A 15,249-nucleotide genomic window follows, 5' to 3' on the forward strand; every position below is an offset into this window, starting at 1 on the left:
GACACCTCAGGTCCAGATTGGAGAGTAGAGATGGCCGGCGCTAAAGAGATTAAAACCAAGATCGCGAGTGTGAAAAACACTCAGAAGATCACGTCCGCCATGGAAATGGTGGCAGCCAGCAAAATGCGCAGAGCGCAGGAACGCATGGCTGCGAGCCGTCCATATGCGGAAAGCATGCGTAAGGTGATCGGTCACGTAGCGCAAGGTTCTCTCGAGTATAAACACCCCTATTTGGAGGTGAGAGAGGCTAAGCGGGTTGGTTACATTGTTGTGGCAACCGACCGTGGCCTTTGTGGTGGTCTGAACGTTAACCTTTTCAAAAAGGTTATCGCAGACGTGAAAAGCTGGAAAGCCCAAGGTGCAGAATTTGAATTTTGCCCTATCGGCGCACGTAGTGTGCAGTTTTTCAAAAACTTCGGTGGACAAGTGTCTGCTCACGCTTCAGGTTTAGGCGATGCTCCAAAGCTCGCTGACTTGATCGGGACAGTCGGTGTCATGCTAGAAGCTTACAACGAAGGCAAGCTGGATCGTCTGTACGTGGTATTTAACAAATTTGTGAATACTATGACGCAGACTCCTGTGATCGAGCAGCTGCTACCTTTGCCTAAATCAGAAGATGATGAAACTGCTCATCGTTGGGATTATATCTACGAGCCAGATCCAAAAGCACTTTTGGATACCTTATTGGTCCGTTATGTAGAATCTCAGGTTTACCAAGGTGTTGTTGAAAATATTGCCTCTGAACAAGCTGCCCGTATGGTGGCGATGAAGTCGGCAACAGACAACGCTGGTGAGCTTATCAACGACTTGCAACTGGTCTATAACAAGGCCCGTCAGGCTGCGATTACGCAAGAACTGTCGGAAATTGTTTCTGGTGCCTCTGCGGTTTAGGTTAGGTAACGAATACAAGTTTTAGAGGATTAATCATGAGCACAGGTACTGTTGTCCAAGTGATTGGCGCGGTTGTGGACGTAGAGTTTCCACAAGATGCCGTACCTCAAGTATATGACGCTCTGAAAATCGTAGGTGAAGGCCCGTGTAATGGTTTGGTGCTGGAAGTTCAGCAACAACTAGGTGGTGGTGTAGTTCGTACCATCGCTATGGGTTCTTCTGACGGTCTGCGTCGTGGTCTTGAAGTAGTAAACTCAGGTTCACCTATTACTGTTCCTGTTGGTACCGCCACTCTTGGCCGTATCATGAACGTATTAGGCGAGCCTATTGATGAAGCGGGTCCAATCGGTGAAGAAGAGCGTTATGTGATTCACCGTACAGCTCCTTCATACGAAGATCAATCAAGCTCTACTGAACTGTTAGAGACTGGCATCAAGGTTATTGACCTTGTTTGTCCATTCGCTAAGGGCGGTAAAGTTGGTTTGTTCGGTGGTGCGGGTGTTGGTAAAACAGTTAACATGATGGAACTGATTAACAACATCGCTAAAGCCCACTCGGGTCTTTCTGTATTCGCCGGTGTAGGTGAACGTACTCGTGAAGGTAACGACTTCTACTACGAGATGAAAGATTCTGGCGTTCTCGACAAAGTGGCCATGGTTTATGGTCAGATGAACGAGCCTCCAGGTAACCGTTTGCGCGTTGCACTGTCTGGTCTGACTATGGCAGAGAAGTTCCGTGACGAAGGTCGTGACGTACTGTTGTTCGTTGACAACATCTACCGTTATACCTTGGCCGGTACTGAAGTATCTGCACTGTTAGGTCGTATGCCTTCTGCGGTAGGTTATCAACCAACATTGGCTGAAGAGATGGGCGTTCTGCAAGAACGTATCACTTCAACTAAGACTGGTTCTATTACCTCTGTACAAGCGGTATACGTACCTGCGGATGACTTGACCGATCCGTCACCAGCAACAACCTTCGCTCACTTAGATGCGACTGTTGTACTGTCACGTCAAATTGCTTCTCTGGGTATTTACCCAGCGGTTGACCCATTGGATTCGACTTCACGTCAATTAGATCCATTGGTTGTTGGCCAAGAGCATTATGATGTTGCTAACGGCGTGCAAACTGTACTGCAACGTTACAAAGAGCTGAAAGATATTATTGCGATTCTGGGTATGGATGAATTGTCTGATGAAGACAAAACAACTGTATTCCGTGCTCGTAAGATTGAGCGTTTCTTATCTCAGCCTTTCTTCGTAGCAGAAGTCTTTACTGGATCTCCTGGTAAGTACGTTTCTCTTAAAGACACTATCCGTGGCTTTAAGGGTATTTTGAACGGTGAGTTTGATCACCTGCCAGAACAAGCGTTCTACATGGTTGGCTCAATCGATGAAGTCATCGAGAAAGCGAACAAAAAGAAATAACTAAGTAGCAATATTTAGTTTCTTAAGGAGAACGGGATGGCAGCCATGACAGTACATCTTGATATAGTAAGTGCAGAGAGCAAAATCTTCTCTGGTCGTGTAGCTTCGCTGCAAGTGACTGGTTCAGAAGGTGAGTTGGGCATAATGCATGGCCATGCTCCTTTGCTGAGTTATATCAAACCTGGCATGGCGCGCATCGTCAAGCAAGACGGCAGTGAAGAAGTGTTTTACCTTTCAGGTGGTATTCTGGAAGTACAACCTTCTACTGTTTCCGTATTGGCTGATGTGGTTATGCGTGCCAAAGATATTGATGAGCAAGCGGCATTAGAAGCTAAGCGTCGTGCAGAAGCCCATATGGCAAATGCAGGTGCTGACTTCAATTATGACGCGGCTATGGTTGAACTAGCTAAGGCTATGGCTCAATTACGTGTTGTTGAAACCATCAAGAAAAACATTGCCAGATAAGGTTATTGTTTGTGAAAAAAGGCGACCATAAGGTCGCCTTTTTTGTGGCCGAAATTTGGGTAAGCGTGTTTTTGAGCTATTCCTATCGCTATCCGCTTCGCTTTTCTATGTGCTTTCCGTTAAAATTGCGCTACAAAATCGACCGTAATTTTTTCACCCTCTTGGGTATTTGTTCAAGGATATGACAATGGCATTAAATGTAGTGATCTTAGCAGCTGGCAAGGGAACACGGATGCGCTCTGATCTTCCTAAGGTATTACATCCCATCGCCCATAAGAGCATGGTGCAGCATGTCATCGATACCGCCCACAAAGTGGGTAGTGACGCGATTCAGTTAGTCTACGGTTATGGTGCTGATAAGCTACAAGCCAGCTTAGGTGAGCAACAACTCAACTGGGTATTGCAAGCTGAGCAATTAGGCACGGGTCATGCGGTTGCGCAAGCGAGCCCGCATATTGCTGACAATGATACTGTGCTCATTCTTTATGGCGATGTGCCGCTTATTCAACAATCAACCCTTGAAGCCTTACTCGCTGCCCGTCCTGAAAATGGCGTGGCCATCTTAACGGTGAATTTAGCGAATCCTATGGGTTATGGCCGTATTGTCCGTACTCCTTGTGAAGGTCAAGACCAAGGTAAAGTCGTTGGTATTATTGAGCAGAAAGATGCTACAGCAGAGCAGCTACTGATCAATGAAATCAATACCGGCATCATGGCTGTTCCAGGTAAACAACTTAAAGCTTGGTTGAGCCGTTTATCCAACAATAATGCCCAAGGCGAATATTATCTAACGGATATTATTGCCATGGCGCACGCTGATGGCGTTGCTATTGATACTGCCCAGCCACAATCTGCGATTGAAGTGGAAGGCGCTAATAACCGCGTGCAACTGGCGCAACTTGAACGCGCTTATCAAGCCCGTGAAGCCGAAAAACTGATGTTGGCGGGAGCGAACCTGCGCGACCCAAGCCGTATCGATATCCGTGGTGATGTCACCGTCGGTATGGATGTGATGATCGATATCAACGTGATATTCGAAGGCAAAGTGACCTTAGGTAATAATGTCACTATTGGCGCAGGTGCGATTTTAATCGATTGTGAGATTGCCGATAACGCTGAGATCAAACCTTACTCTATTATCGAAGGCGCTAAGCTTGGTGTTGCTGCCAGTGCTGGTCCATTTGCGCGCTTACGTCCCGGCGCAGAGCTTAAGCAAGATGCGCACATTGGTAACTTTGTTGAAGTGAAGAAAGCGGTTATCGGCGTGGGTTCTAAGGCTGGACACTTAGCCTATTTAGGTGATGCTATTATAGGTGATGGCGTTAATATCGGCGCTGGCACTATTACTTGTAATTATGATGGCGCGAATAAGCATCTTACCGTTATCGAAGATAATGTCTTTGTTGGCTCAGACACCCAGCTGGTGGCACCTGTCACTATTGGTAAAGGCGCAACCTTAGGCGCTGGCTCAACCATTACCCGCGATGTGGGTGAAAATGAGTTAGTCATTACCCGTGTTAAACAAAAGCACCTGACGGGTTGGCAACGTCCAGTCAAAATTAAAAAGTAAGTTTATTTAACTCAACTGAGTATCTATAAAGCGGCCATGTGCCGCTTTTATATTTAGTCAAATTGTTGGAAATTCGATTCGTTTAATTCAGATGGAAAACAATAAAAGCCATGAAATTAAGGTTAAGTTAATCCTGTTGTGGTATATGCAATTTATTGGTTTTAAACAGATTTAGATCTATATCACAGCTAATTGTAAATTCGTGTAAAGAAGATTAAATAAAAACACTTCTCATTTATATTGCCTGCAATTCTAAGACGAAAGGTCTAATTGAGGTGTTGGCAATGGTATTTAAATATTCAGTTGTAGGTTTGGCCGTATGTTCGGCGTTAATGGCTATGCCCGTATTGGCAGAGGTGCCAAACGATGCCAATATTGAGCGCATTAATGTCACAGGCCGTACTTTTAACGACTATAAAGTGGGTAGTGCATCGGGTGCTATGCGCGGTGATATCGACTTAATGGATACCCCACAGTCTGTTAATGTAATCCCAGATTTTGTGACTGACGAACAGTTGGCAACCAATCTAGCGGAAGTATTAGTTAATGATTCCTCTATCACTGCAGGAACCCAGCGTTGGAACCGTCAAGTTTTCTCTCTACGTGGTTTTGAACTTGATTCAGGTTCAGGCTACCTGACTAACGGCCACCAGCTTTTTGCTCACTACGTATTGCCGATTGAAATCTTAAGCCAGGTCGAAGTGCTTAAGGGGCCTTCTTCCATGCTTTATGGTCAATCTGGGCCTGGTGGTTTGGTAAACATGGTTACCAAAAAACCAACATACGAGCGTCTGTTTGAACTGGGCATTGATACAGATGAGCAGGGCTCAACTCGCTTCCAACTTGATGCTGGTGGTGCTATCAACGAGGCTGAAACCTTAAGATATCGTGCCGTTGGCGTAAAACAAGATACAGAATACTGGCGCAGCTATTCGCCACTGCCGGGCGAACAGGCCGAGCAGCAAGATCGTGACCGTTGGCTGGGCTTTGTGGCTCTAGATTATGATGTAACCGATAATTTATTGTTGTCGGTGCGTTATGATCGTACTGAAGACAAGACTGGCATCGACGTGGGGGGGTGGCTCGACAAAGACGGTAACCTGATTGGCGGACGTAAGCAAATCTGGGACATGCCTTGGGCCTTTACCGATAACAGTATTACTAACCTCGGTGCTGATATTGCTTGGCAAATCAGTGATAACTGGAATTTGAAATTTGGTTACAATGACCAGCAGTTCAATCGTCAGCGTTTTGATTCTGCGCCGAGATACAATGCCGAAGCCATGACTAATGGCTATCAGATAAGTCCCTTCGACCGTTTTGATGATTGGAGTCACAAAAGCGCCTATGTGGATTTAACTGGGGAGTTTGAACTTGCGGGAATGGAACACCAACTGCTGCTAGGCGCCAATAAGCTGGATTATGGTTATGCCCAGCTGCGCACCTCCGGTAGTAGTCAAACCGTGATGCCGGGCGTGGCTGCGCCCCGCCCTGATATTTCTTACACCACAGATACCAGCTGGAGTAACAGCGAGTATGAATTCTACGGTGTGTACCTGCAGGACCTTATCAGCCTGAACGATCAGTGGAAGCTGCTCGCTGGGGTGCGTTTCGATGAGCAAAAAGAGGAATCTGGTAATGACAATGCTATATCACCCAAGTTTGGGGTGATCTGGCAGCCACAGCAGGATCTCAGTCTTTATGCCAATTACTCCAAGAGTTTTGTGCCCCAGGGCAAGGTAAACGACGAAGCCGACCTGAATAACAACCAAGAGCTTGATCCCGAGTACGGTACTCAATATGAACTCGGTGCTAAATGGGAGCTGATGGATGGCGGCTTACTCCTGACCGGCGCTGTGTTTGATATCGAAATCGATAACCGCATCGTGAGGCATCAATTGGATACGCCAATCGACGTACCGGGTAAAAAGAGCATTACCCAGGTTACTCGCCAGGATGGCAAACAGCACCACAAAGGATTTGAACTAGGTGCTCAAGGACAGATAAGTGACAGTTGGTTTGTGACGTCTTCTATGATGTATCTGGATGCTGGCTACAAGACCGCTGATGCCCTCAATGGCAAAACACCTATAGATGCGCCAGAATGGTCTGCTAACATTTGGAGCCGTTATCAGGTGACAGATGCATTGGCGCTTAATTTTGGTGCGGTATATGTAGGTGAGCGTTTTGCCAATACTCAAAATACCATCACTAAAGATGGTTATGTCCGCTTTGATATGGGGGCTGCCTACACCTTCAATATCAGTGGCAATGAAATCGGTATCCGCGCTAACGTCAGAAATCTCTTTGATACTGAATACTTAGATGGTGGTAACAACCAGATGGTGACTATCGGCCAAGACCGTAACTTTAGTGTTGCTGTCGAAGCTAAGTTCTAATATTTCCTCAAGTTTTATCTTTAATAAAGCAGTTTATCCCTAGGGGTAAGCTGCTTTTTTTATTGGCTGATTTATAAAATCACTATTACAGAAGGATAGAAAATTACGCAGGATCATGCGAAAGCGTGTTTCGAATACTAGTAAAAAAGTTTCGTTTCACTATAATGCTGCTTTCGAATCGAAACTTATCTGAAAGGTTTTATGAACAAACGAAACACACAGCAGCGTCGCCACAGCATAATCACCATATTGAACGAACAGGGTGAAGTGAGTGTTGATGAACTGTCGTTACGTTTTGAAACCTCAGAAGTGACGATTCGCAAAGATCTGGCTGCGCTTGAGAAAACGGGTTTATTATTGCGCCGTTACGGTGGCGCCGTGGCTATTCCTGACGAAGTGACCCAGCAGTTTTCTGCCAAAATCGCGCCCAATAAACTGTCTATCGCGAAAACTGCCGCGCAGCTGATTAAAGATCACAATCGCATTATTATCGATAGTGGCACTACGACGTCAGGCTTGATTGAACAGCTGAACGATAAACGTGGGCTGGTAGTCATGACGAATGCCCTGCACCTTGCTAATGCCATCCATGAACTCGAAAACGAGCCAACCTTATTGATGACCGGTGGCACTTGGGACCCGCATTCTGAATCCTTTCAAGGCCAAGTCGCCGAGCAAGTGTTGCGTTCATATAATTTCGACCAACTGTTTATCGGTGCCGATGGTATCGATCTTGAACGCGGGACCACCACCTTTAACGAGTTAACAGGCCTAAGCAAAGTGATGGCCGAAGTGTCCCGCGAAGTGATCGTTATGGTGGATTCAGACAAAATCGGCAAGCGGATCCCTAACTTAGAGTTGCCGTGGGCCAAGGTCAGTGTGCTGGTCACCGATGATCGTATCGACAAGAGTGCGCTAAAACAAATTTCAGATCAGGGCGTGCGAGTCATGCTAGCGCCCTACGCTCATGAGTGAGTGCAAAATAACTTAACAACTTCATTTTTAATTTATAGGTAAAGACTATGTGTGGAATAGTAGGCGCTGTGGCGCAAAGGGATGTGGCTGAAATTCTAGTAGAAGGCTTACGCCGCTTAGAATATCGCGGATATGACTCCGCAGGCGTTGCCGTTATTCACAATGGTGAACTCAATCGCACGCGCCGCGTTGGCAAAGTACAAGAGCTTTCAGCAGCGCTTGAAACTGACCCATTAGCGGGCGGAACCGGTATCGCGCACACTCGCTGGGCGACCCACGGTGAGCCGAGTGAGCGTAATGCTCACCCGCATTTATCGGAAGGTGATATCGCGGTGGTGCATAACGGCATTATTGAAAACCACAATAAACTGCGCGAGATGCTTAAAGGTTTAGGCTATAAATTTAGCTCTGATACCGATACCGAAGTAATTTGTCACTTAGTACACCATGAGCTGAAAACTAACAGCACTTTGCTTTCTGCCGTGCAAGCCACAGTTAAACAACTCGAAGGCGCCTATGGCACAGTGGTAATCGATCGCCGCGACAGCGAGCGCTTGGTTGTTGCTCGATCTGGTAGTCCTTTAGTGATTGGTTTTGGTCTAGGTGAAAACTTTGTCGCCTCGGATCAACTGGCACTCTTACCTGTGACTCGTTCATTCGCCTTCTTAGAAGAAGGTGATGTGGCCGAAGTGACCCGTCGCAGCGTGAGTATTTTCGACTTAAACGGTAATGCCGTTGAGCGTGAAGTCAAAGAATCTGAAATTACCCACGATGCTGGTGATAAGGGCGAATATCGCCACTATATGCTTAAAGAGATTTACGAGCAGCCATTGGCACTGACGCGCACTATTGAAGGTCGTATCGCAAACAAGCAAGTATTAGATACAGCCTTTGGTGATAACGCTGCTGAGTTCTTAAAAGATATCAAACACGTGCAAATCATCGCCTGTGGCACTAGTTACCATGCGGGCATGGCGGCGCGTTACTGGTTAGAAGATTGGGCTGGCGTGTCTTGTAACGTCGAAATTGCCTCTGAATTCCGTTATCGCAAGTCGCACTTATTCCCAAATAGCCTATTGGTGACGATTTCACAATCTGGTGAAACTGCAGATACTTTAGCGGCCATGCGCTTAGCGAAAGAAATGGGTTACAAAGCCACATTGACGATTTGTAATGCGCCAGGTTCGTCACTGGTTCGCGAATCTGACATGGCTTATATGATGAAAGCGGGCGCAGAGATTGGCGTGGCATCCACTAAAGCGTTCACAGTACAGCTTGCTGGTTTATTAATGTTGACTGCGGTGATCGGTCGCCACAATGGTATGTCTGATCAAATGCAGGCCGACATTACTCAAAGCCTACAATCTATGCCAGCTAAAGTGGAACAAGCTTTAGGGCTAGATGCTGCGATTGCTGAATTGGCTGAAGATTTTGCCGATAAACATCATGCGTTATTCCTTGGCCGTGGCGATCAATACCCGATTGCGATGGAAGGCGCGTTAAAGCTGAAAGAGATTTCTTACATTCATGCTGAAGCCTATGCCTCTGGCGAATTAAAACACGGCCCATTGGCGCTTATCGATGCCGATATGCCTGTGATTGTCGTTGCGCCAAACAATGAATTGCTCGAAAAACTCAAATCGAACGTCGAAGAAGTGCGTGCCCGTGGTGGACTCATGTATGTGTTTGCCGATGTGGATGCCGAGTTCGAGTCGGATGACACAATGAAAGTGATACCAGTACCACACTGCGATATCTTTATGGCGCCGCTGATTTACACTATTCCGCTACAGCTATTGTCGTACCATGTTGCGTTGATCAAAGGTACCGACGTGGATCAACCACGCAACCTAGCAAAATCTGTAACAGTAGAATAAATATAAGCATTTAAATAAAAACCGCCTTTATTGGCGGTTTTTTCATTTAGATTCACAATAAAACGACGCTTAACTTACAGCAATAGTAAATGCTGGTGGCTTAGCTTTCTATGCTGGAATGGCATCTAGCTCGTGCTGCTTTTTTGCCTCAATGCGTTTCCATACTTTGTCATGGAAGTAAAACACTACAGTGTTAATCGCGGGTTCAACTAAGGCCACTGCGCCGCCGACGATCACGCTGCCGGTTAATAAATAGGTTACGGTAAAAGCGACGCTAAAATGGAGTACGGCAAAAGTAAGTGTCTTAGTCATGATCTTGTCCTCTAAATGGGCTCCCAGCGGGAACACTTAGATGATAACAATTCTCATTAAAATTAAAAGCCGTGTTTTCAGATTAGTTTAAACGGTTTTATCTATTTATCCGTTGTAAAAAACATAAAGCCCTCACTCATGAGGGCTTTGGGCTGCTAGCAGTAAAGTAAAGCGCTGCTAATAAACTAGTAATGCCAAGGGAAGGCGGAGAAATCTTGATCGCGTTTCTCGAGGAAGGCATCGCGCCCTTCCTGCGCTTCGGCGCTCGCATAGGCTAAACGCGTCGCTTCACCGGCGAATAATTGCTGGCCGACCATACCATCGTCAGTCATATTAAAACCGTATTTAAGCATACGCATAGCCGTAGGCGACTTAGAGTTAATCTCTTTGGCCCACATTAATGCCTCGGTTTCTAGCTCTGCATGGGGAACGGATTTATTGACCATACCCATGTCGAAGGCTTCATCGGCGCTGTAGTTAAAACCACAGAAGAAGATTTCGCGGGCACGTTTTTGACCTATCATCTTGGCAAGATACGCACTGCCATAACCTGAGTCGAAGCTCGCTACGTCGGGATCAGTCTGCTTAAATATCGCGTGTTCTTTCGAGGCTAAGGTTAAGTCGCACACTACGTGTAAGCTATGGCCGCCACCTACCGCCCATCCAGGCACAACGGCGATGACCACTTTAGGCATAAAGCGGATCAAGCGTTGCACTTCTAATATATGTAAGCGGCCCATTCTGGCTTGATCGGCTTTACCTTCTTCGGCGCCTTCATATTTATAGCCATCTTTGCCGCGAATACGTTGATCTCCACCCGAACAGAACGCCCAGCCACCATCTTTTGCCGAAGGACCGTTACCCGTTAGTAGTACACAACCTACATCAGACCATTGGCGCGCATGATCGAGTGCGATAAATAACTCATCAACGGTTTTAGGTCTGAAGGCGTTGCGGCACTCAGGGCGGTTAATGGCAATGCGAACTGTGCCGTGGGCTTTAGCTCTGTGGTAGGTGATGTCGCCGAATTGAAATCCACTGACTTCATCCCATAGGGTGGGATCAAAAATGTCTGATACTTGTTGGGTCATGATTTATAGGCCTTTGTGCTGTAATGCCTCAAAGGCTAGGCGGAATCATATATAAGGTCAATCACCTAAGCCTAAAGCTTAGCGCTATATAGCAAAATCCCGTTTGCCTATGAGTTGGTGATGGTTAGAGGTGATCACAGAGATAAAGCTGATTATCTTTGCTGAACACTGGATGTTCTGGCGCCATAGTGCCGCAATAGTTAGCTTTAAAGTCGGCAATAGACTCGGGTGTCATTGGTATCTGATTAAAGGCTTCGAGTTCTAATGTCGACAAGCGCTCGACGATGTCGGTTCTTACCTTAGCCAGTTTATGGTCGATTTTTATGATTTTTGTTCCCGTCATAGAGTCAACTTTATTCTCTATTTTTTTGACCATAGCCTCAGTCTTTGCAATAGGAGCATCTAATTTATCTGTTTCTGTGTATAAGTAATACAAAGCACCCGCGAGTAGCGCCAATATGAGCCAACCTTTCATCTTTTAGTCCAACATAAGTGAATAACCATTAAGAATATGGGTATAATAAGCTAGTTTTCGTCCAATATTAAAGCAGTAAAAGGCTGTAACGATGAACTCAGAATCTAACAACAAGGACTATTCGAAAACCAATCGAATTAAGATTCACCAGCCAGATGCGAGTAAAGCGGATCGCTTTAACCCTCGTAATCGGATTTATGTCCGAGCAATCGACGGTTTGTGGAGTAGCTTACGTCGCCGCATGGGCTGGATTGCCATGTTATTTTTCCTGCTTTTACCTTGGATCCCTTGGGGCGACCGTCAAGCTGTATGGTTTAACTTAGGCGAACAAAAGTTTCACGTCTTCGGTTTAACGATTTGGCCACAGGATCTCACCTTGCTCGCAGCGTTGTTTATGATAGCTGCCTTTGCGCTGTTTTTTGTGACCACCTATCTTGGCCGCGTTTGGTGTGGATACACTTGCCCCCAAACAGTATGGACCTTTATGTTCATCTGGTTCGAAGAAAAACTTGAAGGTGCACGCAATAAACGCATTAAGTTAGATCAAATGCCATGGAGCTTTAACAAACTCTGGCGTAAAACTGCAAAACATACGGCTTGGCTATTGCTCTCACTGATGACGGCGATGACCTTTGTGTCCTATTTCGTGCCGAGCCGTGAAGTCTATGTCGACGTCTTCACGCTTAATGCTTCCGGCGGTATCTACTTCTGGGTTGTGTTCTTTACACTTGCCACATACGGCAATGCGGGTTGGATGCGTGAAATCATGTGTATCCACATGTGCCCTTATGCTCGTTTCCAAGCGGCCATGTTCGATAAGAATACCTTTATCGTAGGTTACGATACTAAACGTGGTGAGACTCGTGGTCCGCGTTCGCGTAAAGATGACCCAAAAGAGCTAGGCCTTGGCGACTGTATCGACTGTGACTTATGTGTGCAGGTATGTCCTACCGGTATCGATATTCGTAACGGTCTGCAATATGAGTGCATTAACTGCGGCGCTTGTATCGATGCCTGCGACCAAACTATGGATCGTATGGGTTACGAGAAAGGGCTTATCAGCTATACCACAGAGAACAAGTTAGAAGGTATAAAGCAAAAAGTGCTGCGACCTAAGCTTGTCGGTTATGGTGTGGTATTGATGGCGATGATATTAGTCTTTATATACTCCAGTGCGACCATAGCACCTGTGCGTATGGACATTATTCGTGATCGTAACCAGCTCTATAGAGAGAATAACCAAGGTTTGATTGAAAACACCTTCACCTTGAAGATTCTTAATAAGACAGAGCAATCCCACGAATACACTATGAGTGTCGAAGGATTGGAGCACTATAAATGGTACGGCCCAACTTCGGTCACTATTGCGGGTGGTGAAGTCTTAACGTTACCTATAAGTGTCGGCATCGATCCGGTTGAGCTTTCTCGTTCAGTTACTGACATAGAGATCAAAGTGAAAACCCATATCGACGGTGAAGAAGTCGAAGTTGAGCAAGAAACTCGCTTCTTCAGTCCATAGATAACAGTATTAATGATGATCTAACTGAGCGTGACTCATATAGATTGTCAGACGTAATCGAGATAAAGGGGCTTTTTAGCCCCTTTTTTATACGTATCGTTTGATAAGTAAACGTCTAAACCATTAATCGTTATTTTCCTACAAAAAGCCCTTGCGCACTTTCTCAATCTCCCTATAATGCGCATCCACTGACACGGCAGACAGCGAAAGCAAGCTGACGAGTTAGGTTGAATTGAATGGCTTACTCTCTGTTGAGAATGGCACTTAATTCAATCGCAGCAAGAAGTTGAAAATACTCCTTGACGCGAAACGGGAAATGCGTAGAATACGCAGCCCTAGCCACCAGGAAGCGTTCGGCGCTCAGTGTGGTACTCACGTTCTCTTACGAATATTGAGTTGCTCTTTAACAAGATAAAACAAGAAATCTGTGTGGACACTCACAGGTGTTGAGTTAATCGAAACTGCTTAACCTTAGGGTTGGCAGTCAAAAATTTAAATCAATGTAACAATGAGTGTTCATAGCAATATGTACAGTTTGTTTCAGCCCTTCTTTTATAAGGAGTGCGAGAAACAAAAAATCAGAATTCATTGAGCCGCTGATTCCTTCGGGATGAAGCAACAAAACTTTAATTGAAGAGTTTGATCATGGCTCAGATTGAACGCTGGCGGCAGGCCTAACACATGCAAGTCGAGCGGCAGCGGGAAGATAGTTTACTATCTTTGCCGGCGAGCGGCGGACGGGTGAGTAATGCCTAGGGATCTGCCCAGTCGAGGGGGATAACAGTTGGAAACGACTGCTAATACCGCATACGCCCTACGGGGGAAAGGAGGGGACCTTCGGGCCTTCCGCGATTGGATGAACCTAGGTGGGATTAGCTAGTTGGTGAGGTAATGGCTCACCAAGGCGACGATCCCTAGCTGTTCTGAGAGGATGATCAGCCACACTGGGACTGAGACACGGCCCAGACTCCTACGGGAGGCAGCAGTGGGGAATATTGCACAATGGGGGAAACCCTGATGCAGCCATGCCGCGTGTGTGAAGAAGGCCTTCGGGTTGTAAAGCACTTTCAGTAGGGAGGAAAGGTAGCAGCTTAATACGCTGTTGCTGTGACGTTACCTACAGAAGAAGGACCGGCTAACTCCGTGCCAGCAGCCGCGGTAATACGGAGGGTCCGAGCGTTAATCGGAATTACTGGGCGTAAAGCGTGCGCAGGCGGTTTGTTAAGCGAGATGTGAAAGCCCCGGGCTCAACCTGGGAATTGCATTTCGAACTGGCGAACTAGAGTCTTGTAGAGGGGGGTAGAATTCCAGGTGTAGCGGTGAAATGCGTAGAGATCTGGAGGAATACCGGTGGCGAAGGCGGCCCCCTGGACAAAGACTGACGCTCAGGCACGAAAGCGTGGGGAGCAAACAGGATTAGATACCCTGGTAGTCCACGCCGTAAACGATGTCTACTCGGAGTTTGGTGTCTTGAACACTGGGCTCTCAAGCTAACGCATTAAGTAGACCGCCTGGGGAGTACGGCCGCAAGGTTAAAACTCAAATGAATTGACGGGGGCCCGCACAAGCGGTGGAGCATGTGGTTTAATTCGATGCAACGCGAAGAACCTTACCTACTCTTGACATCCACGGAATTCGCTAGAGATAGCTTAGTGCCTTCGGGAACCGTGAGACAGGTGCTGCATGGCTGTCGTCAGCTCGTGTTGTGAAATGTTGGGTTAAGTCCCGCAACGAGCGCAACCCCTATCCTTATTTGCCAGCACGTAATGGTGGGAACTCTAGGGAGACTGCCGGTGATAAACCGGAGGAAGGTGGGGACGACGTCAAGTCATCATGGCCCTTACGAGTAGGGCTACACACGTGCTACAATGGCGAGTACAGAGGGTTGCAAAGCCGCGAGGTGGAGCTAATCTCACAAAGCTCGTCGTAGTCCGGATTGGAGTCTGCAACTCGACTCCATGAAGTCGGAATCGCTAGTAATCGTGGATCAGAATGCCACGGTGAATACGTTCCCGGGCCTTGTACACACCGCCCGTCACACCATGGGAGTGGGCTGCAAAAGAAGTGGGTAGCTTAACCTTCGGGGGGGCGCTCACCACTTTGTGGTTCATGACTGGGGTGAAGTCGTAACAAGGTAGCCCTAGGGGAACCTGGGGCTGGATCACCTCCTTACCTATACGACTAACTTAATGTTTGTTGAGTGTTCACACAGATTGCTTGTTTATCTTCTCTTAGGAGAAGTCAGAGC

11 protein-coding genes and 1 rRNA gene are annotated in these 15,249 nt (G+C 46.7%); 9 read left to right on the top strand and 3 right to left on the bottom strand.

Going from position 1 to position 15,249, the window contains the following annotated elements; all coding sequences use genetic code 11:
- The first annotated feature begins 30 nt into the window (after positions 1-30).
- From atpG to glmS, 7 genes are all read left to right on the top strand, one after another.
- On the top strand, positions 31-891 hold the full coding sequence (atpG, locus tag AC5YB3_RS11825) for a F0F1 ATP synthase subunit gamma (RefSeq protein WP_006084762.1): 861 nt from the start codon (positions 31-33) through the stop codon (positions 889-891).
- A 35-nt stretch (positions 892-926) separates the two neighbouring features.
- A complete protein-coding gene (atpD, locus tag AC5YB3_RS11830) occupies positions 927-2,318 on the top strand; it encodes a F0F1 ATP synthase subunit beta (RefSeq protein WP_006083845.1) in 1,392 nt (463 codons plus the stop codon).
- 36 nt (positions 2,319-2,354) lie between these two features.
- Positions 2,355-2,783 (top strand): F0F1 ATP synthase subunit epsilon, encoded by a 429-nt coding sequence (locus tag AC5YB3_RS11835; protein ID WP_006083846.1) that lies wholly within the window; start codon positions 2,355-2,357, stop codon positions 2,781-2,783.
- Positions 2,784-2,970: 187 nt separating this feature from the next.
- Complete coding sequence (gene glmU / locus AC5YB3_RS11840) at positions 2,971-4,353, top strand: bifunctional UDP-N-acetylglucosamine diphosphorylase/glucosamine-1-phosphate N-acetyltransferase GlmU (RefSeq protein ID WP_494525376.1); 1,383 nt, start codon at positions 2,971-2,973, stop codon at positions 4,351-4,353.
- Positions 4,354-4,637: 284 nt separating this feature from the next.
- Positions 4,638-6,752, top strand: a complete 2,115-nt coding sequence (locus AC5YB3_RS11845; protein WP_494525377.1) for a TonB-dependent siderophore receptor — start codon at positions 4,638-4,640, stop codon at positions 6,750-6,752.
- Between the two features lie 201 nt (positions 6,753-6,953).
- Entirely contained in the window at positions 6,954-7,727 is a 774-nt protein-coding gene (locus tag AC5YB3_RS11850; RefSeq protein ID WP_006084759.1) for a DeoR/GlpR family DNA-binding transcription regulator, read from the top strand.
- A gap of 47 nt (positions 7,728-7,774) precedes the next feature.
- Complete coding sequence (gene glmS, locus AC5YB3_RS11855) at positions 7,775-9,604, top strand: glutamine--fructose-6-phosphate transaminase (isomerizing) (RefSeq protein ID WP_259214370.1); 1,830 nt, start codon at positions 7,775-7,777, stop codon at positions 9,602-9,604.
- Between the two features lie 108 nt (positions 9,605-9,712).
- On the opposite strand, the gene AC5YB3_RS11860 is transcribed toward glmS, so the two are convergent.
- The 3 genes from AC5YB3_RS11860 to AC5YB3_RS11870 form a co-directional block, all read right to left on the bottom strand.
- A complete protein-coding gene (locus AC5YB3_RS11860; protein WP_006079349.1) occupies positions 9,713-9,916 on the bottom strand; it encodes a DUF2061 domain-containing protein in 204 nt (67 codons plus the stop codon).
- Positions 9,917-10,101: 185 nt separating this feature from the next.
- Positions 10,102-11,007 carry a 1,4-dihydroxy-2-naphthoyl-CoA synthase gene (locus AC5YB3_RS11865; RefSeq protein ID WP_432345440.1) on the bottom strand — a complete coding sequence of 302 codons (906 nt, stop codon included), beginning with the start codon at positions 11,005-11,007 and terminating at the stop codon, positions 10,102-10,104.
- Between the two features lie 124 nt (positions 11,008-11,131).
- Positions 11,132-11,482 (bottom strand): hypothetical protein, encoded by a 351-nt coding sequence (locus AC5YB3_RS11870; RefSeq protein ID WP_006079351.1) that lies wholly within the window; start codon positions 11,480-11,482, stop codon positions 11,132-11,134.
- A gap of 91 nt (positions 11,483-11,573) precedes the next feature.
- Between AC5YB3_RS11870 and ccoG the strand changes: the two genes are divergently transcribed.
- Both ccoG and AC5YB3_RS11880 read left to right on the top strand, forming a co-directional pair.
- Entirely contained in the window at positions 11,574-13,001 is a 1,428-nt protein-coding gene (ccoG, locus tag AC5YB3_RS11875; protein WP_494525378.1) for a cytochrome c oxidase accessory protein CcoG, read from the top strand.
- Between the two features lie 627 nt (positions 13,002-13,628).
- Positions 13,629-15,173, top strand: a 16S ribosomal RNA gene (locus tag AC5YB3_RS11880).
- Positions 15,174-15,249: the final 76 nt, after the last annotated feature.

The sequence above is a fragment of the Shewanella sp. 1311 genome (assembly GCF_059338235.1).